A 19,301-nucleotide genomic window follows, 5' to 3' on the forward strand; every position below is an offset into this window, starting at 1 on the left:
CCCCAACCCCTCCCCTGAAGGGGAGGGGCTCTATCTCGACCAACCCCTCCCATGAAGGGGAGGGGCTCTATCTCGAAAGGAGCCCTCTCATGCTCGACGCCGCCATCAAGAGCCAGTTGCAGGCCTATATGGCCAACATCAAGCAGCCGATCGAGCTGGTGCCGTCGCTGGACGACAGCGCCAAGGCGTCGGAGCTGCGGGGCCTCCTGGAAGACATTGCCGGGTTGAGCGATCTTGTGACCATTGCGGCCGATGAAGGCGATGCGCGCAAGCCCAGCTTCCTCATTCGCCGGGTCGGCACGGATATCGGCGTGCGTTTCGCCGGCATTCCGCTCGGGCACGAGTTCACCTCGCTGGTGCTGGCCCTGCTGCAGGTCGGCGGGCACCCGCCCAAGGTGAGCGATGACGTCATCGAGCAGGTCAGGGCGCTGGAGGGCGACTATCAGTTCGAGACCTATTTCTCGCTCTCCTGCCAGAACTGCCCGGACGTGGTGCAGGCGCTCAACCTGATGAGCGTGCTCAACCCGCGCATCCGCAACGTCTCCATTGATGGCGCGCTGTTCAAGGCGGAAGTCGATGAGCGCAAGGTGATGGCGGTTCCCAGCGTCTATCTGAATGGCGAGCCGTTCGCCTCCGGACGCATGGATATCGAGCAAATCCTCGCCAAGCTGGATACGGGTGCCGTGGCCCGCGCGGCCGAGAAGATCGCCGCCAAGGAGCCGTTCGACGTGCTCGTGGTCGGTGGCGGGCCGGCCGGTGCCGCCGCGGCCATCTATGCCGCGCGCAAGGGCATCCGCACGGGCGTGGTTGCCGAGCGGTTCGGCGGGCAGGTGCTGGATACCATGGGCATCGAGAACTTCATCTCCGTGCCGCACACCGAGGGGCCGAAGCTGGCTGCCGCGCTGGAGCAGCATGTGAAGGATTATGATGTCGACATCATGAACCTCCAGAAAGCCAGCAAGCTGGTGCCGGCCAAGGCGCCGGGCGGCCTCGCCGAAGTGCAGCTGGAGAGCGGCGCGACCCTCAAGGCCAAGGCGGTGATCCTCGCCACCGGTGCCCGCTGGCGCACGATGAACGTGCCCGGCGAGGATGAGTATCGCAACAAGGGCGTGGCCTATTGCCCGCACTGCGATGGCCCGCTGTTCAAGGGCAAGCGCGTGGCGGTGATCGGCGGCGGCAACAGCGGTGTCGAGGCCGCGATCGACCTCGCCGGCATCGTCAAGCATGTCACGCTGGTCGAGTTCGACAGCCAGTTGCGCGCCGATGCCGTGCTCCAGCGCAAGCTGCACAGCCTGCCGAATGTGACGGTGGTGACCTCCGCCCTGACAACGCAGGTGCATGGCGATGGCGAAAAGGTGGTGGGCCTGACCTATCGCGACCGCAACAGCGATGAATCGCATCTGGTCGAACTGGAAGGCATTTTCGTCCAGATCGGTCTGGTGCCCAACACCGAATTCCTCACCGATGCGGTGGCGCTGAGCAATCGCGGTGAGATCGAGATCGATGCGCGGGCGCACACCTCGCAGCAGGGCATTTTCGCGGCGGGCGATTGCACCACCGTGCCCTACAAGCAGATCGTGATCGCGATGGGGCAGGGCTCGACCGCCGCACTTTCTGCCTTCGATTATCTGATCCGCCTCGCGCCGGCGGAGGAGCAGGCGAAGGCGGCCTGAGCGCAGCTTATCGGTTGAAGATTTGAGAGGGGCGTTCGGCACGGGCCGGGCGCCCCTTTCTTGCGGATGCGCGCGCGCATATCCCGTTTGGGAGATGCCGGGCTCCCGACCTTCTGGCAGGCGCGGATTGTAGCGGCGGACGGACTATGCCTCCGCCGGTCCATGTCTTTGCCAGGGGGTGCATCATGATAATTTCACGGACTTATTCCAGGGCCTTGCTGCTCGTTTCGGCAGCGGCGCTGTCACTCACCCTGTCTGCCTGCGGAGACGAAGGCGTGAACTCGACCCCGACGCCCACGCCTGCCCCCACGCCCACGCCTGCGCCGACACCCACGCCATCACCGACACCCACGCCGACCCCGACCCCGACGCCCACGCCGACTCCCACGCCCGCTGCGGGGCCGATCGCCAACATCGTTGCAGGGCCGGGCACCAACGCGACGCCGGCCGTGCAGGCCACCAATGGCGCCTCGTTCGATACCCAGACGTCGGGAACGATCAGCTTTCCGCTCAGCCAGCTTGCGGTGAATTTCGACGCACAGGGGAATCCCACCGCCGCGGCGACTGCCAACGCCAATGGCGTCACGATCAGCCGGGACTCATCGGGCTTGAAGTTCACCGTCAATGTCCCCGCGGCCGGGATCACCAATGTGGCCCTCGTCGAGGATTGCGACGATTGCTACTCGGCCAACCTCTCCAACGGTCGCAAGCTGGAGGTCGTGCTCGATGGCGAGCTGGATAATGGCGATCTGAGCTATCTGCGCTTCGGCGAATGGGCGGTCTTTGGACAGAACGGCCAGCTTGGAACTTATGCGCCGCTGATCGGCGGGTACGAAACGCCGAGCGCCGGCATGCCGACAAGCGGCACCGCCACCTATGCCGGCGAGGTGGAGGGCTATGTCAGCTTTGTCGATGGCAGTGCCCGCAATGTCGGCGAGCTGGAAGGCAATGCCGCGATCAGCGTGAACTTTGCCGCCAACAGCCTGACCGGCACCACGTCCAACATGCAGGTTGGCTATGAAAAGAATGGCAGCTGGCAGCAGGCGGCATGGAACGACGCCTCGTTCACCGCTTCGCTCTCCGGCAATGACTTCTCGGGCACCACAGCGGTGACCAGCGCACCGAGCGGTGCGGCATCCTTGCAGAGCGGCGCGGTCGGCACGATCGGCGGCAGCTTCTACGGGCCGGCAGCCGATGAGATCGGCGCGATCTGGTCGCTCTCCGACGGCACGAACACGGCGCTCGGCACGATCGCCGGAATCAAGCAGTAACCCGAGGGGCGATCCGCTGCCCGCGCGTGGGGCGCCGAGGGCGTGGTGGGGGCAGCGGATCGAATGGGACGGCAGCACATGTCTGCAGTGGGAGCATTCATGCTGATGTCCCAGGTGGGGGCGATGGCGATGGCCGGGACACCAACGGCCATCGCCGCGCATCCCGATGCGGCGGCCAGCAGCGCGCCGGAAGCGGCAGCGCCAGCGGCGGCCGGGTCGGTGTCGGCAGAGGCCTATGCCGAACGGCTCGCGCGTGATCCGGCCAATCCCGAGCTGCGGTTTCGCCTCGGCATGGCGCTGATGGAAGCGGGGCGGGCGCGCGAGGCGATCCGGCAGTTCCGACATTTGCTCGCCGATCAGCCGCAAGCGGTGCGCGTGCGGCTTGAACTGGCGCGCGCTTATTATGTCGCCCGGGATTATGCCAATGCCGAGCGGCAGTTCCGTCTGGCCGGCGCGGCCAATCTGCCCGCGATCGTCTCCGCCAATGTCGATCGCTACCTCAAGTCCATTCGTGAAATGCGATCCTGGTCGTTCAGCGCCTCCTTCGCGCTCGCGCCGGATACCAACATCAATGCGGCGACAGCGGCGGAGACGATCGAGCTCTACGGCCTGCCGTTTGACCTGTCGGATGCCGCCCGCCGGTCGAGCGGGGTGGGGGTCTATGGGCAGATCGGCGCGGAGTGGGCGCCACGTCTGTCCGCGCGGGTTCGGCAGCGATTTGGCGCATCCCTCTCGCGGCGCGATTATCAGGGGCAGCAGTTCGACGACATGGTGCTGAGCGCCTATCTCGGCCCGCGCGTGACGCTGGGCCGGTTCGCGCTGGCCGCCGCCGGCACGGCCTCCCGCCGCTGGTATGGCGGGCAGCCCTATAGCCGGATGCTCGGCGGTCAGGCGGATGTCGCTTACTATCCGGGCACCCGCACGGCGATCAGCCTGCAAGCCAGCGCGAGCGACCTGCGCCATAAGGGCGCCACGCATCTGAATGGGGCGCTGCTCGGCCTGTCGCTGGGCGTCACGCGCTCGCTGGACAAACAGAGCCTCGGCAATTTGCGCGTCGGCATCAATCGCCACGACGCGGCCAACCGTGCCTTTGCCCAGACCTCGTACACGGCGGGCGCGATCTACGCGCGCGAATTGCCGATGGGCTTCTCGCTCTCGCTGCAGCCCGGCTTTTCCTACAGCCGCTTCGATGGCGTGTTTGCCGCGTTCGGCACGGCGCGGCGCGACACGAGTTACAGCCTTGGCGTGAGCGCGCTCAATCGCAAGGTGACGCTTGGCCGGTTCGCGCCGCGCGTGGGCGTCTCGCATATGATCAACGAGAGCAATATCGCGCTCTACGCCTACCGCCGTACGCGCTTCGACATCGGCTTGACGACGATTTTCTGATCCGGCGTGCGTGCGGTCTGCGCGCAAGGCGATCACGCTGCGCCGTAGCGTCCGGGTCGTGCCGGCGGGTGCGCAGGCTTGTCGAGGGAACTTTAGCGTCGCCTGCAAGGGGTTGAAACCAAGCGGGTAGCCGATAAGTTTGGCCTCATGTGACGCGACACTGCGTTTCCCCAAGGATTGAGGTTTTCCGACAAATGCCTTCAAAGCATGTTCTTGCCCCGTTGAGCGCCGTCGCGCTCGCGCTGTCCACGCCGCTCGCCGCCCAGAAGGCGGAGACCATCACCGCGCCATGGACCGGCCCCTATGGCGGCGTGCCCGCCTGGGACAAGGTAGACCCGGCGGCATTCCCTGCCGCTTTTGAGGCGGTCATGGCCTCGGTGAAGGCGCAGTTTGAGGGTGTGCTGGCCAATAAGGCCGCCCCGACGTTCGACAATACGATCACCGCGTTGCAGAAGGAGACGCTGTCCGACCGGGTCATGCCGATCTGGGGCGTGTATGTCTCCAATCTCTCCAATGACGACATCCGCCGCATTCAGGGTGAGTGGAGCCCGAAGCTCAGCGCCTTCTTCAACGAACTGACGCTCGATCCGCGCTATTTCGCGCGGGTGAAGGCGCTCTATGACAAGCGCGACACGCTGGGTCTCGATGCCAAGCAGATGCGGCTGCTGACCCGCACTTATGAGGATCTGGTCGCCAACGGCGCCATGCTGGATGCCGCGCAGAAGAAGGAACTGATCGGCATCGAGACCGCGCTCGCGCAGGAGTTCAGCAGCTTCCAGAACAAGGTGCTGGCCGATGAGGAGAAGTTCATCACCTTTACCAGCGAAGCCGATCTGGCAGGCCTGCCGGCCGACTTCGTGACGACGATGAAGTCTGCGGCGCAGGACAAGGGCGTGGATGGCTGGTTGCTGGTCAACACCCGCTCCTATGTGCAGCCTTTCCTCGAAAGCTCGACGCGGCGCGACCTGCGCAAGAGCGTGTTCGAGGCGTTCGCCAACCGTGGCGACAATGGCGATGCCAATGACACCAATGCGACCATCGCGCGGATCGTGGCGCTGCGTGCCCAGCGGGCGAAGCTGCTCGGGTTCAAGACCCACGCCGAATACCGCATGCGCGACACCATGGCGCAGACGCCGGACAAGGCGATGGCGCTGATGATGAAGGTGTGGCCGGCGGCTGTCGCCCGCGTGCGCGAGGAAGTGGCGGACATGCAGGCTATCGCCGATGCGGAGGCAAAGGCCGGCAAGGGGCCGAAGATCACCATCGAGCCATGGGACTATCGCTTCTACGCCGAGAAGGTCCGCAAGGCGAAGTACGACCTCGATCAGAACGAGGTGAAGCCCTATTTCCAGCTCGACAAGATGGTTTCCGCCATGTTCGACATGGCGAACCGGCTCTACGGCTTCACCTTCACCGAGAATAGCGGCGCCGTGCCGGTCTTCCATCCCGATGTGCGCACCTTCGAGGTGACGCGCGGCGGCAAGGTCGTCGGGCTGTTCTACCTCGATACCTGGGCACGCAGCGGCAAGCGGTCAGGGGCGTGGATGACCACCTACAAGGGGCAGGATCATCTGAACGGCAATGAGTATGTGCTGGCCTCCAACAATAACAATTTCGCCAAGGGCAGCGCCGGGGCGCCGACGACGATCAGCCTCGACGATGCGACCACGCTGTTCCACGAGTTCGGCCACGCGCTGCATTATCTGAGCTATGACATCACCTGGCCGGGGCTCGGCACGACGCCGCGCGACTTCGTGGAATATCCGAGCCAGGTTCATGAGAATTGGGTGCTGACACCCTATATTCTCGAGGCCTATGCGCGCCATTTCCAGACCGGCGCGCCGATCCCCAAGGCTCTGGTCGACAAGATCAAGGCCAGCGATACCTTCAACCAGGGCTTTGCCACGGTCGAATATCTCTCCTCGGCCATCGTCGACATGAAGCTGCACAATCGCCCCGACGCGCCGACCGATATCGACGCGTTCGAGCGCGAGACGCTGGCGGAAATCGGGATGCCCAAGGAGATGATCATGCGGCACCGCCTGCCGCAGTTCAATCACCTGTTCTCGTCCGATGCCTATTCGGCGGGCTATTACAGCTATTTGTGGTCTGAGACGATGGATGCGGACACCTGGGCTGCCTTCGAGGAGACCGGCAATGTCTGGGACCCGGCGCTGGCCGCGCGCTTCAACAAGGCGCTGCTCTCGACCGGCAACGAGACCGACCGGGCCGAAGCTTACCGCGCCTTCCGTGGTCGCGACCCGGATGTGAATGCGCTGCTGCGCAAGCGGGGCTTCCCCGTTCCTGCGCAGTAATCCAGCCCTCGATCCGTGCGATTTGCTTTTTGTTAGTGCGGGGAACCCGCCTCGATTTGGAACGAATGCCCCGGGCAGGATTTCTGAATTAGACTGAGTAGATAGCGGATATAGGACGGATGCTGATTTCACAGGAGGAAGAAGCGCGGCTGCGCGCCTCTTTCGAGGCGTTTATTATGGACCGGAGTTTCCCGTGCGTGGGGGCCAAATCGGCTCTCTCGCGCGGGACGCTCAACATTCTGGTGGGCTGGTCCATCGACAGCGGCTGGGACGATTTGCGCCTGCACGGCGAGTTGATGGCCTGGGCGCAATCCTATGCGAGCGATCCGGGGCTGTTCCGCAGCCTCGCGATCATTTTCGCGCATGCGGCACCGCTGGATGAGAAGGCCTATGAGCAGGCGATGTGGGACCGCCTGCAATCGCTGGCCGACAAGGATGCGTGGCTCGGCCTGCCCTATGATGAGCGGGTGAGCCGCGATCCGGACGATCCCCATTTCTCGCTGAGCTTTGGCGGGGAAGCCTTTTTCGCAGTGGGTCTGCATCCGGCAGCGAGCCGCCCCGCGCGGCGTTTCGAGCGGCCAGTGATCGTGTTCAACCTGCACGATCAGTTCGAGCAATTGCGTCAGGAAGGGCGCTACGAAAAGATCCGCGAGACGATCATCGCCCGCGATGTCGATCTTTCCGGTGAGGCCAATCCGATGCTTGCACGCCACGGCACGAGCAGCGAGGCCGCGCAGTATAGCGGGCGGCATGTCGGCGAGGACTGGAAATGCCCGTTCCATGACCCCCGCGAGGTCGCGTAATGGCAGAGCGTATTCCGCCCCGTTCGGGCGTGGCGTTCGAATTGCTTGCCGGCCAGTATCTGACCGTGATCGATCCGGAAGGGTGCCAGGTGGCGGACCTGCTGGCCTATAATCGCGCCGACATTGGCGAGGTGCTCAGCAATGGACGCACGCTCGATTATGAGGAGACCATTCGGCTGACGACGGGCAACCGCCTGTGGTCGAACCGGTCCAATGTGCTGCTGACGATCGAGCAGGATACGGTCGGCTGCCATGATTTTCTTTTGACGCCCTGCAGCACCGATACCTTCCTGCATTTTTATCCGGACAAGCCGGTGGTTCCGGGTTGTTTCGGCAATCTGGCAGCGGCGTTGGCGCCTTATGGCATCACGGCCGATATGATCCCGGTTGCGTTCAATTGCTTCATGAATGTGCCGGTGGGGGCGGACGGCAAGATCAGCGTTCTGCCGCCGCTCAGCTCGGCGGGCGACCGGATTGTCCTCAAGGCGGAGATGGATCTGATCATCGGCCTGACGGCCTGCTCGGCATATGCCAGCAATGGCGGGAGCTTTCGGCCGATCGATTATATGGTTGAGGATCTGGTTTAGGGATTGCCGCCCGGCTCCCCCTCCTCTTTAGAGGAGGGGGCGGGGGTGGTGGCGATGCGTGAGCATCGCCCGGCCGAAAGATGGCACTGTCGCTGCACCACCCCAACCCCTCCTCTGAAGAGGAGGGGGCTCAGGTTGCCCCCGACGATCTCTGCCTCGATAAGCGCTTAGCGCAAACGCCGGTCGTTGGCCGTTACGGCGCTGTGATAAGGCGCGAGCATCTTGCCCGGCAGGGCCATCATGGCGACGGTCGTCGCGACATTGCGCTCCATCAGCCACATCCAGTCGTGAGGCCAAAAGGGCTGGCCCGAGGCGAGGCGCTGCATGTCGCAGGCGTTGGCCGCGCCGGTCTGGCGCAAGCGGCGGGCGCCGCGATCCTGCGCCCGGGCCGCCTTGCCGAAGGCGTCGGTCTTTTCCGTCACCATCAGGCTGAGCTCGCGGCCATCGGCGGTGAAGGGGGACTGCCATGCCGCCATGATGATGGGTGTGCGGGCGAGCAGGACATTGTGCGTGCTCACCATCGTTTCGGTCGCCCGAATGCAGGTCTGCGCGAAATCGAACCACATTGAAAAGGGGTTGGCGGTCATGGCGTGCTCCTGTTGCAGGAGCACAATGAGCGAGAGGCGGATTGGCCCCCGGCGCGCCGGCTGATTATTATCATGCCGGATGGTTAGGCGTGGCGGCGTGTCAGGCGATCCAGAGGCGCAGGACCCAGGCCACGACGCCGAGCACGCACACGCTCGCCAGCCAGATGCCCGCCATCCAGCCGAGGCGCTGCCACAGCGGTGCCTCTTCAGGTGCGCGGGTCAATGATAGCCCTCATGGCCAACCTTGCCCCGGAAGACCCAATAGGACCAGCCGGTATAAGCGAGGATGAGGGGGAGGGTGATCGCGACGCCGACCAGCATGAAGATCTGGCTCTTCTCAGGTGCGGCCGCATCCCAGATGGTGATCTGATCCGGCACGACATAGGGCCAGATGGTGACGCCAAGACCGGCCATGCCGAGGAAGAACAGGGCCAGCGCCAGCAGGAACGGCATCAGTTCGCGCCGCGTCTTGAGCGCGTAGAACAGCGCGCCGGCGACGATGGCGGTGAGGAGCGGCACCTGGCTGGCGAACAGGATGTTCGGCATTTCCAGCCAGCGGGCGCGATAATCGGACAGCAGCAGCAGATTATAGGCGCTCACTGCACCCATGAGCAGCAACGTGGCGATCGCCGCCTTGAAGGCGAGCCGATAGGCATGCTCCTGCACCTCGCCCTCCAGCTTCCAGATCATCCAGCAGGCGCCTAGCAGGGCATAGCCGGCGACCACGCCGGCGCCGGTGAGCAGGGTATAGGGCGTCAGCCAGTCCCACCAGCTGCCATCATAGGAGCGCCCGGTGACGTCGATGCCCTGCAGCAGCGCGCCGAGGATCATGCCCTGTGCGAGCGCGGCGACCACCGAGCCGCCGAAGAAGCACATGTCCCACAATGCGCGGTGGCCCGGATCGCGCCAGCGGAACTCGAAGGCGACGCCGCGAAAGACGAGCCCCAGCAGCATGGCGATGACCAGCGGGTAGGTGGCCGGCAGAATGATCGCATAAGCCAGCGGGAAGGCAGCCATCAGGCCGCCGCCGCCGAGCACCAGCCAGGTCTCGTTGCCATCCCACACCGGCGCCACAGAGTTCATCGCGCGATTGCGCCCATGGCCGACCGTGATGGTGGGGAACAGGATGCCGATCCCCAGATCGAACCCGTCCATCACCACATAAGCAAAAACGGCGAAGGCGATGATGAACGCCCAGATGACCGTGAGATCGATCATGAGTCGGCCCTCCCCTCAACTGTCGGCTGAACTGGCGACGTCGACCTGGGGTCCCCTTGTGCAGGACCGGGTGTGATGCCGGCGGTCCGGATCGGACCGCGTTCGGTCTCCTCCACGCCTGTCTCGCCCGGGTGCGGCGGCATGTTCATGAGCCGCAGGATATACCAGGTGCCTGCGCCGAACACCGCGAAGTAAATGACCACGAAGGCCAGCAGCGAGGCGGCGACGGCCGGCGCGGCGAGCGGCGAGGCCGCATCGGCAGTGCGGAGCAGGCCATAGATCACATAAGGCTGGCGGCCGACTTCGGTCGTCACCCAGCCGGCGATGACGGCGACGAAGCCCGCCGGCCCCATGACCAGCGCGAAGCGGTGGAGCAGCGACCAGTCGTACAGGCCCTTGCGCCACCGGGCCAACAGGCTGGTCATGCCCAGCGCGAGCATCAGCATGCCCAGCCCCACCATGATGCGGAAGGACCAGAAGACGACGCCGACCGGCGGACGCTCATCAACGGGAATGGTCTTGAGGCCGTCGATCGGGGCGTGGATGTCGTGTTCCAGGATGAGGGAGGTCATGCCCGGAAGTTTCACGGCATAATCGACCCGCTCTTCCTTGGCGTTCGGCACGCCGAAGAGGATGAACGGCGCGCCATCCGGATAGCTCTCATAATGGCCCTCCATGGCGAGCACCTTGGGCCGCTGATGCTCCCAGCTGTTCAGCCCGTGCATGTCGCCGACGAAAATCTGGATGGGCGCGACCAGCGCGATCATCCACATGGCCATGGAGAACATCTTGCGCGCATGGGCATTGGCGCGATCGCGCAGCAGATGCCAGGCGCCGACCGCGCCGACGACCAGTGCCGTAGTGAGATAGGCAGCGGTCACGGTGTGGACGAGGCGGTAGGGGAAGCTGGGATTGAAGATGATCGGCAGCCAGCTGTCACCGGGGAGGAACTGGCCGTTCGCGCCCATGATGTGGCCCTGCGGCGTCTGCATCCAGCTGTTGACCGACAGAATCCAGAAGGCCGAGACGAAGGTGCCGATGGCGACCATCAACGTGGCGAAGAAATGCAGCTTCTTGCCGACGCGGTTCATGCCGAACAGCATGACGCCGAGGAAGCCTGCCTCCAGAAAGAAGGCGGTGAGGACTTCATAGGCCATCAGCGGCCCGATGACCGGCCCGGCGACATCCGAGAAGACCGACCAGTTGGTGCCGAACTGGTAGGACATGACGATGCCCGAGACGACGCCCATCGCAAAGACGATGGCGAAGATCTTCAGCCAGTAGCGGAACAGGTCGATGTAGACCGACTTGCCCGTCTTGAGCCACAGCCCTTCGAGAACGGCAAGATAGCTGGCCAGGCCGATCGAGAAGGCCGGAAAGATGAAGTGAAAGCTCACCGTGAAAGCGAACTGGATACGCGCCAGCAGGAGAGCGTCGGCCTCCGCGAACATAGCACTGGTCCCTATATGGTTCCCATGGTCGACGGCTCGTGGCGCGTCGATGGGCCGGTCCTACCAGTCTGGCGCTGGAGATTGAAGGGTTGCTCGGAACTCTCCGGCAGCGTTGCCCGGAAGCCACAGTTTTTGTTCTGGAATCTTGGGCCGGGTGACACAGCGCTCAGGAATGAAGAAGGCCGCGACCAGCATGAGCTGGCCGCGGCCTCCGTTCAAATCGTCGTGAGAGAGATCAGAACTTCTTCTTCACGCTCACAGCCCATTCGCGCGGACGACCGGGCTGGCCATTGGAGTAACCCTGGCCACCGACCGTCTGGTCATAGATGGTCAGCAGATAATATTCGTCGAGCAGGTTGGTCACTTCGAGCGAGACATCGAGATCCTCATCCGCATTCCGCCAGGTCAGACGGGCGTTTGCCACGCCATAGGCGTCGATGCGGTTACTCGAGCGGTTGGCCGAGACCGTATAGACCTTGCTCTGGTACGAGGCGTCGATGCGCGGCGTCAGCGAACCGGAATTACCCAGATCGATGCGATACTGCGCGCCGATGCTCCACTTCCACTTGGGCGTGTAAGGCGCATAATCGCCAAACTGCGGGCCATTGAGGTTGGTGGGTCCACCGACGGCCACCGTGGAGGTGCCGGACGTGTAGGTCCCGAACTTCTTGTAGTCGAAGTCGATGTAGCTCAGCGATCCATCAAGCGTCATGCCCTCGACCGGGCGGATGGTGATCTCCGCTTCCAGACCCTTGATGTCGGCATCGCCGGCGTTGACGGGAAGCGCGCAAGGCGCACCGAAGCCAGCCCCGGTGATCGCCGTGCAATTGCTGAGGGTAAGCTGGATTCCCTTATACTTGCTGAGGAAGGCCGCGACGTTGAAGCGTACCATGCGATCGAAAAGATCGGTCTTGAACCCAAGCTCGTACGCGCTCAGCGTTTCCGGCCCGAAGGAGAGGGCCTGCTGGACGAAGAACGGACGGGGATTCACGCCGCCCCCTTTGAACCCGGTGGAAAACTGGGCATAGGCCATGATGTCCGGCGTAAAGGCATATTGCACGTTGGCGCGATAGTCGACGCGATTTCCGCTATACTTGCCCACGGTGCCGTTCAGCGGCAACACGCCGTTCGCCGCAAGCGAGGTCGCATCCAGATAAGGCCGCTGGCGGACATAGGTGTAGGTCTTGGACTCCTCGGTATAGCGAATGCCGCCTGTCAGGGTCAGCTGTTCGACCGGGTTCCACGATAGGTGAGCAAACACAGCCTTGCTGTCTGCATCTACCGGATCGCTCTGCTGGAACTGCAGGCCAGAGGAGCGCAGGTCCTGGAAGGATGTGTAGACCGACTTCTGATCGCTGTAATAGCCGCCCAGGGTGAAGTTGATCTGGTCGTTGACCTTTCCGTTCAGGCGCAGTTCCTGGCTGAAGAAGCGGAAAGTCAGCGGGCCATAGCCGAGGCTGTGGGCCATCGGCGACACGTCGTTGTCGTTGGAGAAGTTGGACGTGTACTCGCGATAGGCGGTGATCGAGTTAAGCTGGAAATTTGGCGAGATTTCCCAGTCGATCTGTCCGGAGAGACCCCAACCCTTGAAACGCACGCGTCCGTCGCCAGAGGCGGCGCGATAGGTGAGCGGCTGACCCCCGACGAGGATCGGCTGGCCGTTCTGACCGATCGCGGTGTCCGCGGGCATGTCATAGGTCGCGAAGTTGCAGTAATTGCCGCAGATGAAGCGGTTGTCATAGGCCAACTGGTTGGCATTGGCGGTATTGCCGATCGGGAACGGGTTGATGTCCCGCTGTGCGGAGGCGGTCGCATAGTTCTGCGCCGGTGAGGAGCCGGGCGCCGGGGTCAGCGGCAGCGGGTAGCGCGGCGAGGCCACCGTGCCATCCGGATAAGTGCGCAGCAGCAGCACCGAGCCGGCCGCGACGCGATCGTCGTCGGTGTAGTCGCCGATAATATTGATATCGATCGTGTCGCTGGGGCGCAGGCGCAGTTGCGCGCGCGCTGCGATGTAGTTGACCTCTCCTTCCTTGGCGAGCACGCAGTCCGGACGATTGGTGCGCGCGGGCACACCGCCGACGGGATTGATCAGCTGCGGAGCGCGGGTGGGATTGGCTGCGGTGGCGAAGGCCGGCGTGAAGGTCGCCGTGCCGCCAGCGGGATACATACAGCCAAAGTCGAGCCGATCGACATAGCCTTCCTGCTTCTTGGCGACGCCGGCAATGCGCATGTCAACGCCCTGTGCCAGATTGAAGTCGGCACTGCCGCGCAGATCGATGCGGTTGCGGCTGCCATAGGCTGCGGCGACATAGCCGGTGTTCGTGCCTTCCGGCTTCTGCGAATAGAGCTTCACCGCGCCGCCGATGGAGTTACGGCCGGCCAGCGTGCCCTGCGGGCCGCGCAGCACTTCCACCCGATCGAGGTCGAGCAGATCGAGGATCGAGCCGGTCAGCGTGGCGTAATAGACGTCGTCCACATAGAAACCGACGCCCGGTTCGACCGCCGGGTTGAAATCGAATTGTCCGACACCGCGGATATTGGCGCCGAGCGATGGGCCAAAGGCAGCGCCCTGTGGCTTCAGTGTCACAGAGGGGGCCTGGTTGGCGACCTGGCTGATATCGGTCTGGCTGCGTGCCTCCAGCATCGCCGCATTCACCGCGGTGATGGCGATAGGCGTATCCTGCAGATTTTGCTCGCGAAACTGTGCGGTAACGATGATGTCGCCGTCGCTCGCGGCCTGCGTATTGCCCGCCTGCGGCGCAGCATCCTGAGCAAAAGCATTGGTCGACGAGATCAGCGCGATCGCGGACGACAAGAGCGCAAAACGGAACTTTCTCATGACATCTCCCCTGTGTGTAATTTATTTTGTCCTACTATAATTGGGATATCTAAGGATGCGAAGCGCAAAATCGGGACTGGCCGTTTCTTTCTTCCGACCGGTCGAGGGCCCTGATCAGGCAGACCGCCGCCAAATTACGGCAGGCAAAGGCATTTGCCTTCTCCAATGGTGCACCCGGACTTGTTTCATGATGCACGGAAGCAACAGTGGCTGCACTGTAAGCGGCTTGACTTGGAAGCGGTCTCACGAAACAATCTCTCGCAAAGAGATAATGCGGGCGGCCGGTCCTAAGAAGGATGCGAGCGGCCCGGACATGAGGACGGGAGAGGGCAGTGGGCGCAGCGCGCAGAGTCTCGACTGAGGACATCCCAGACCGCGACCGGCTGGGGTTCTGGAATGCCGGCGCTGCGGCTATCGGCGGGGTAGAAGCCGACCGGATCGAGGACCACGTTTTTCAGGGCGTCGTCGTCCGGCGGGCGCTCGGCGATACCAAAGTGTTTCGGCTCGACACATCCCCGCATCGCGCGGCGTGGACGCGGCGCCTGATTGCCGCAGGTGAAGGCGATCCGCATGTCCGCATCTGGTTTCAGCACCGCGGCTCGACAATCGTCTCGACCCGCCATGGCGAACATATCGTGCGGGCCGGGCAATGGTCTGTGAGCGACGGGCGATATCCCTATGTGGCGACGCATCTGGAAGCCTCGCGCAAGCTGGCGCTGCAACTACCGCTCGGCCGGCTGGCGCGCCATGAGCAGGACGCAATTGCCCGACTGCCCGGTGCGCTGCAGGTCGGGGGCGGTATCGCACGGATGCTGCAGGCCTGCCTGCATAGCGCGATTACCACCACCGCCGAGACGGACGACCGGCTCGATGCCGATCTTGGCGAGACGATGGTCGATTTCATGCGCATGCTGCTGCACGAGCAGCGGCTGGGCAGCGACGTGGCGCCGATGCGCGAACTCACCCAGGACCGCATCCGTGCGTTTGTGCGGCGGAACGTCGGCAATCCCGCTTTGTCCGTGGATATGATCGCCCAGGCGATGAAGTGCTCGAAGCGCTATGTGCACAAGGTCTTCAATGGCGATGAGACGATCAGCGAGTATATCTGGGGAACGCGGCTTGAAAGCTGCCGCGCCGCGCTGGCGTCGCCCAAGGCGGCGCAGACGACGCTGACGCAGATCGCCTTCGAGAACGGCTTTAGCAGTTCCGCGCATTTCAGCCGCGCCTTCCGGGAAAAATTCGGCACCGCCCCCAAGGCGTACCGCGCGCAGATGCTGGATGCCGGTTCACGCACGGACAAAACGCGCAGGTCCGCCCCGACAAGCGCGGGGACGTGACGATGCTAGGCTGACAGCCGATCGAGTGGAGGGTGTGATGCGGTTGGTTCTGGCGCGTGTGGGAGCATTGATGATGATGGCGATGTCGAGTGGCGCGGTGCAGGCCGAGGCTGGCTGCGACAAAGCCTGCCTGGAAGAGATTATGGGGCAATATCGGGCGGCCTATCTCGCCCATGATGTCTCGGCTGCGCCCTTTGCCGATCATGTGCGCTTCACGGAAAACAATATCGAGATGGCGTTTCCCGATGCGAGTTGGGATACTGTGACGGAGGAAGTCGGCACGGCGCTGACGCTCTCCGACCCGCAGACCGGGCAGGCCGCGGCGTTCATGGCCATCAACCAGAGCGAAATTCCCGGCTATCTCGCCGTCCGGCTGAAGATCGAGAACCGGAAGATTACCGAGGTCGAGCATATGCTCTCGACCAAGCGCAACCTGAGCTCGCCGCCGACGCCGTTTGCGGAGCCCAAGGATTTTGTGCGCCCCGCCGACCGTGCAACGCCGGTGCCTCAGGCGCGCCGCAACAGCCGTGAGGAATTGCTGAGCCTGGGCGATGGCTATTTCCAGACGCTGGAGAATAACATCGGCGAAATCCGCAACACGCGCTTTGCGCCCGATGCGATCCGCTACGAAAACGGCATGATCTTCGGCGACATCGAGAAGGATTTCCGACTGGGTCGCTATGCCTTCAACAATAAGGTCAGGCGGGTGCCGATCCTCGTCGATGAGGAGCGGGGCATTTCCTTGTTCCGCGGCTTCATCGATCACAAGGGCGTTCTGGCCGATTACACCCTGACCGACGGCACGCCGCGTCGATCCATCTTCCGTGAGCCGCATAGCTGGGCGCTGCTGGAAATGTTCAAGATCCAGGGCGGCATGATTACCGGGGTGGAAGCCACGTTCATCACGGCGCCCTATAATGCGACCTCGCCCTGGGGGCCGGACAACGGGAAGTAGGCGCGGACCGAAGAGGCGTATCGAAGCATCGTATCGAAGGGCCGACCCTTCGATACGCCGCTTCGACAAGCTCAGCGGCTACTCAGGACGAACGGAGGGAATGTCCTTGCGGTCCCCGCGCGCCTAGCCTTCCACCAGATCGCCCATGATCTCGCGCGCGAGCTGGCCTGCGTCGGGCTCCACGCGGCAGGACTGATCGAACAGCATCGTCGCGCGGGTGCTCCGCTGATAGGCGGGCCAGTGCGGCAATCCGCTCGCCCGATCGTTGGGATCGCCATTGGTGGCGAAAGCGACCCAGGCGCTGCTCATCGTCGCCGCGAGCGTGAGCGGGGCGTCGCCTTCACCCAGCAGGGCTCGGGCGGACTGCGGCGTATTCAGAATGAACGGCGTTTCCATGGTGTGAAGGGCGCCCAGCTTCCCGCCGAGCGCGGGGCTCTGATAATCGAGCCGGTACATGAAGGCCGGCGCGCCTTCCTTGCGCTCGGCCTGCGCGATGATCGGTGCCTGGATGGAATAGTCGCTGAACAACTGGAGGAAGAGCCGGCTCGGCGTGGCCTCGGGATAGGCCTGCCGGTAGCGGCTGAGGACTCTGCCGGTGCGGTCGCCGAGAAACGCCTGGGAGCGGGCCTCGAGGCCGGCCTCGTCCAGCGTGAAGGCGCCGGGATCATTGCCCCAGAAGAAGCTCATTTCCTGCGCGTTGCAGCCGATGAGCATCGGGATGGCGTTGGTGAGCGGCGCCGCGCGGGGCGAGAAGGGGTGTTGCGGGAGCAACAGCGGATCGAGCACCGGCGCGAAACAGGGCAGATGCGTGAAGTTGCGCGGCTTCAAATCGTCCGCCACCGCATGATAGCCTGCAAGCAGGGTCTGCACGGGCAGGGTGAGCAGGCTCTGCCAGTTGTCGCGCGGGATGTTCAGCCGGTGCAGGAGCCGGTCCGTCGCGGCCGCCGCACCGTCCCGCTCCATGAAGCGCAGCGCCGGGCCGCTCTGCACGCCGGCACGGTGGATGAGGCCCTGTGCGGCGGGGCTGCTCATCAGGAAGCTGGTCTTCATTCCGCCGCCGGAGGTGCCGAACACCATGATGCGCGCCGGGTCGCCGCCGAAATTCTCGATATTGTCTCGGATCCAGCCGAGCGCGGCGATAATGTCCTGCATCCCTGCATTGCCGGCATGCGCGAATTCGTCGCTCTCCGTCAGGCCGGCGAGGTGGGTGTAGCCAAAGGCATTGAGGCGATGGTTGAGACTGACGAATACGACATCGCCGCCCGCAGCGAGCTTGCTGCCGTCCACCGCCGAGCCTGAGCCGCCATAGAAGAAGCCGCCATGCAGCGAGACCAGCACCGGGCGCTTGCGGCCATCGCGCAACCCGCTGGTCCAGATGTTCAGGAACAGGCAGTCCTCCGATTCCGGGAGCGGCGGGGGTGGGGGCGGCGCATTGGCCGGGCGCGGCAGTTGCGCAAGGATGACATAAGGCGGGCCGGGCGGCGGATTGGGGTTGGATTGCGGCGCGCTGGCCCCGAATGCGAGCGCATCGGTAATGCCTGTCCAGGCCTCCGGCGCGACGGGCGGGCGGAAGCGCTCGGCCCGCGCATAGCGAATGCCGCGAAACGCCATCACATCGCCTTCGAGGCGGCCGCGCAGGCGCCCATATTGCGTGTCGGCAATCGGTTCGGATGATGTCATCGCAAAAGCCCTTGGCAGAATGATGGCGGGAGCGGTCGTCGCAGCAAAGACGGCTTTCAATGCCGTTCGTCTGCTGACGCCGGGGTGAGCGGGCATGGCAGGCTCCTCTGGTTCGCCTCATTCTAGGAAGTCCGGTCCGCTCGCAATTTGCGGACAGGGAACTCTTGTTCGTCTGCCGGTGAACTGGGCTGCCGAAGATGGCCGGCGCGCGCGCATGAGGGTCGACAGGGCGCATCGCCCGCGCCAAGGCTGGAGCGGACATGAGCGAGGCGGCGGTGGAACGAACAGAGCAGCTGAAAGAAAGGGGCTTCCAGTTGGCCGGGCTGGAGCACACCTTCGGCTTTTTGCTCCATGCGGCCTGGCGCGATGCCTCGACGACGTTCAACCGCTTCTTCGCCGGCACGGACATGACGCCGAGCGCTTATTCCGTCCTCCTGCTGATCCACAGCAATCCCGGTTGCGCGCCCGGCGACCTCTCTGAGATCATGGGCATCACCTCCAACAATATGACGCGCCTTCTCGACGATCTGGTCAAGCGCGGCTTCGTGGCGCGGGAGGTGTGCGAAGCGGATCGTCGCGTGCGCCTGCTGCGGATGACAGCGGCGGGCACGGATTTTCTGGCCGAGCTGCGGCGTTGCCACGATGCCTATGAAGCGCATTTCGATTCGCGGATCGGGCCGGAGCGGATCGCCCAGCTTTGCGAGCTCTTGCGCCGGTTCGGCTGACCGCCCGCTGCCGGACGTGGCGCAAGGCGGTTTGCCCACCGGCGGCTTGTTCCCGGCAATGCAAAGCACGATGCGTCGCCAGTAAAGCCCCGCGGGGCCGGCCCTTCTAACGATCATGTGCAATTGCAGGAGAGCAGCACGTGTCGGTGGAGTCGGACAATCGGGAGCATCGTCCCCGGTTGGCGCATGAACTGGGGCTTCTGGCCAGCCGCCGCCAGATGTTGCGCGGGGCGTGCGTGGGCGCCTTGCTGATCGGCGCGGGCGGCTCCGCCGTGCTGGCGCGCGCGAGCGGACCCACCCGCATGGATGCCGTGCTGTCCTTCCATTCTAACGAACCGTGGCTGGACCGCACCGGCCGTGCCGCGCCCTGGCACCCGCCGCACGGGTGCCGCAGCGGCGAGGGCCTGGAGCCGCTGTCCGACGAGATGCTGCGCAGAGTGAATTGTTATGTCTGAACGGGTCTGCCGGCATGCA

16 protein-coding genes are annotated in these 19,301 nt (G+C 64.1%); 10 read left to right on the plus strand and 6 right to left on the minus strand.

The window, feature by feature from the left end:
- The first annotated feature begins 89 nt into the window (after positions 1-89).
- From ahpF to M2335_RS04965, 6 genes are all read left to right on the plus strand, one after another.
- Complete coding sequence (gene ahpF / locus M2335_RS04940; RefSeq protein WP_264593969.1) at positions 90-1,673, plus strand: alkyl hydroperoxide reductase subunit F; 1,584 nt, start codon at positions 90-92, stop codon at positions 1,671-1,673.
- Between the two features lie 185 nt (positions 1,674-1,858).
- On the plus strand, positions 1,859-2,944 hold the full coding sequence (locus M2335_RS04945; RefSeq protein ID WP_264593970.1) for a transferrin-binding protein-like solute binding protein: 1,086 nt from the start codon (positions 1,859-1,861) through the stop codon (positions 2,942-2,944).
- Between the two features lie 99 nt (positions 2,945-3,043).
- Complete coding sequence (locus M2335_RS04950; RefSeq protein WP_264593971.1) at positions 3,044-4,330, plus strand: surface lipoprotein assembly modifier; 1,287 nt, start codon at positions 3,044-3,046, stop codon at positions 4,328-4,330.
- A gap of 221 nt (positions 4,331-4,551) precedes the next feature.
- Complete coding sequence (locus M2335_RS04955; RefSeq protein WP_264593972.1) at positions 4,552-6,645, plus strand: M3 family metallopeptidase; 2,094 nt, start codon at positions 4,552-4,554, stop codon at positions 6,643-6,645.
- Between the two features lie 119 nt (positions 6,646-6,764).
- Complete coding sequence (gntA, locus tag M2335_RS04960) at positions 6,765-7,448, plus strand: guanitoxin biosynthesis heme-dependent pre-guanitoxin N-hydroxylase GntA (protein WP_264593973.1); 684 nt, start codon at positions 6,765-6,767, stop codon at positions 7,446-7,448.
- Positions 7,448-8,035 (plus strand): urea carboxylase-associated family protein, encoded by a 588-nt coding sequence (locus M2335_RS04965; RefSeq protein ID WP_264593974.1) that lies wholly within the window; start codon positions 7,448-7,450, stop codon positions 8,033-8,035. Before gntA ends, M2335_RS04965 begins: the two co-directional genes overlap by 1 nt.
- 167 nt (positions 8,036-8,202) lie before the next feature.
- On the opposite strand, the gene M2335_RS04970 is transcribed toward M2335_RS04965, so the two are convergent.
- From M2335_RS04970 to M2335_RS04990, 5 genes are all read right to left on the minus strand, one after another.
- Positions 8,203-8,622 carry a hypothetical protein gene (locus M2335_RS04970; protein ID WP_264593975.1) on the minus strand — a complete coding sequence of 140 codons (420 nt, stop codon included), beginning with the start codon at positions 8,620-8,622 and terminating at the stop codon, positions 8,203-8,205.
- Between the two features lie 100 nt (positions 8,623-8,722).
- Positions 8,723-8,845, minus strand: coding sequence for a DUF2474 domain-containing protein (locus M2335_RS04975; RefSeq protein ID WP_264587737.1), 123 nt, complete (start codon positions 8,843-8,845; stop codon positions 8,723-8,725).
- The gene (cydB, locus tag M2335_RS04980; RefSeq protein ID WP_181560456.1) at positions 8,842-9,840 is read right to left on the minus strand and encodes a cytochrome d ubiquinol oxidase subunit II; all 999 of its coding nucleotides are present in this window, start codon (positions 9,838-9,840) and stop codon (positions 8,842-8,844) included. The genes M2335_RS04975 and cydB overlap by 4 nt, the downstream gene beginning before the upstream one ends.
- Positions 9,837-11,291, minus strand: a complete 1,455-nt coding sequence (locus M2335_RS04985; protein ID WP_264593976.1) for a cytochrome ubiquinol oxidase subunit I — start codon at positions 11,289-11,291, stop codon at positions 9,837-9,839. The genes cydB and M2335_RS04985 overlap by 4 nt, the downstream gene beginning before the upstream one ends.
- 235 nt (positions 11,292-11,526) lie before the next feature.
- The gene (locus M2335_RS04990) at positions 11,527-14,130 is read right to left on the minus strand and encodes a TonB-dependent receptor (protein ID WP_181560454.1); all 2,604 of its coding nucleotides are present in this window, start codon (positions 14,128-14,130) and stop codon (positions 11,527-11,529) included.
- A 332-nt stretch (positions 14,131-14,462) separates the two neighbouring features.
- Between M2335_RS04990 and M2335_RS04995 the strand changes: the two genes are divergently transcribed.
- Together M2335_RS04995 and M2335_RS05000 are read left to right on the plus strand one after the other, a co-directional pair.
- Positions 14,463-15,467 carry a helix-turn-helix domain-containing protein gene (locus M2335_RS04995; RefSeq protein WP_264587734.1) on the plus strand — a complete coding sequence of 335 codons (1,005 nt, stop codon included), beginning with the start codon at positions 14,463-14,465 and terminating at the stop codon, positions 15,465-15,467.
- A 37-nt stretch (positions 15,468-15,504) separates the two neighbouring features.
- A complete protein-coding gene (locus M2335_RS05000) occupies positions 15,505-16,422 on the plus strand; it encodes a hypothetical protein (protein WP_264587733.1) in 918 nt (305 codons plus the stop codon).
- Positions 16,423-16,545: 123 nt separating this feature from the next.
- Here M2335_RS05000 and M2335_RS05005 read toward each other — a convergent pair whose 3' ends face one another.
- Positions 16,546-18,102 (minus strand): carboxylesterase/lipase family protein, encoded by a 1,557-nt coding sequence (locus M2335_RS05005; protein ID WP_264587732.1) that lies wholly within the window; start codon positions 18,100-18,102, stop codon positions 16,546-16,548.
- A 260-nt stretch (positions 18,103-18,362) separates the two neighbouring features.
- On the opposite strand from M2335_RS05005, the gene M2335_RS05010 reads away from it, so the two are divergent.
- Together M2335_RS05010 and M2335_RS05015 are read left to right on the plus strand one after the other, a co-directional pair.
- The gene (locus M2335_RS05010; protein ID WP_264587731.1) at positions 18,363-18,827 is read left to right on the plus strand and encodes a MarR family winged helix-turn-helix transcriptional regulator; all 465 of its coding nucleotides are present in this window, start codon (positions 18,363-18,365) and stop codon (positions 18,825-18,827) included.
- A gap of 140 nt (positions 18,828-18,967) precedes the next feature.
- A complete protein-coding gene (locus M2335_RS05015; RefSeq protein ID WP_264593977.1) occupies positions 18,968-19,282 on the plus strand; it encodes a hypothetical protein in 315 nt (104 codons plus the stop codon).
- Positions 19,283-19,301 lie beyond the last annotated feature (19 nt).

Origin of the sequence: Sphingobium sp. B12D2B, assembly GCF_025961775.1 — a bacterium.
Lineage (GTDB): Bacteria > Pseudomonadota > Alphaproteobacteria > Sphingomonadales > Sphingomonadaceae > Sphingobium.

Excerpts from the sequence above, each read along its gene's own strand:
- M2335_RS04985 (WP_264593976.1), bottom strand. The coding sequence starts at position 11,291 with ATGTTCGCGGAGGCCGACGCTCTCCTGCTGGCGCGTATCCAGTTCGCT.
- M2335_RS05010 (WP_264587731.1), top strand. The coding sequence starts at position 18,363 with ATGAGCGAGGCGGCGGTGGAACGAACAGAGCAGCTGAAAGAAAGGGGC.
- ahpF (WP_264593969.1), top strand. The coding sequence starts at position 90 with ATGCTCGACGCCGCCATCAAGAGCCAGTTGCAGGCCTATATGGCCAAC.
- M2335_RS04965 (WP_264593974.1), top strand. The coding sequence starts at position 7,448 with ATGGCAGAGCGTATTCCGCCCCGTTCGGGCGTGGCGTTCGAATTGCTT.
- M2335_RS04945 (WP_264593970.1), top strand. The coding sequence starts at position 1,859 with ATGATAATTTCACGGACTTATTCCAGGGCCTTGCTGCTCGTTTCGGCA.
- gntA (WP_264593973.1), top strand. The coding sequence starts at position 6,765 with ATGCTGATTTCACAGGAGGAAGAAGCGCGGCTGCGCGCCTCTTTCGAG.
- M2335_RS04990 (WP_181560454.1), bottom strand. The coding sequence starts at position 14,130 with ATGAGAAAGTTCCGTTTTGCGCTCTTGTCGTCCGCGATCGCGCTGATC.
- M2335_RS05005 (WP_264587732.1), bottom strand. The coding sequence starts at position 18,102 with ATGACATCATCCGAACCGATTGCCGACACGCAATATGGGCGCCTGCGC.
- M2335_RS04950 (WP_264593971.1), top strand. The coding sequence starts at position 3,044 with ATGCTGATGTCCCAGGTGGGGGCGATGGCGATGGCCGGGACACCAACG.
- M2335_RS05000 (WP_264587733.1), top strand. The coding sequence starts at position 15,505 with ATGCGGTTGGTTCTGGCGCGTGTGGGAGCATTGATGATGATGGCGATG.
- cydB (WP_181560456.1), bottom strand. The coding sequence starts at position 9,840 with ATGATCGATCTCACGGTCATCTGGGCGTTCATCATCGCCTTCGCCGTT.
- M2335_RS04970 (WP_264593975.1), bottom strand. The coding sequence starts at position 8,622 with ATGACCGCCAACCCCTTTTCAATGTGGTTCGATTTCGCGCAGACCTGC.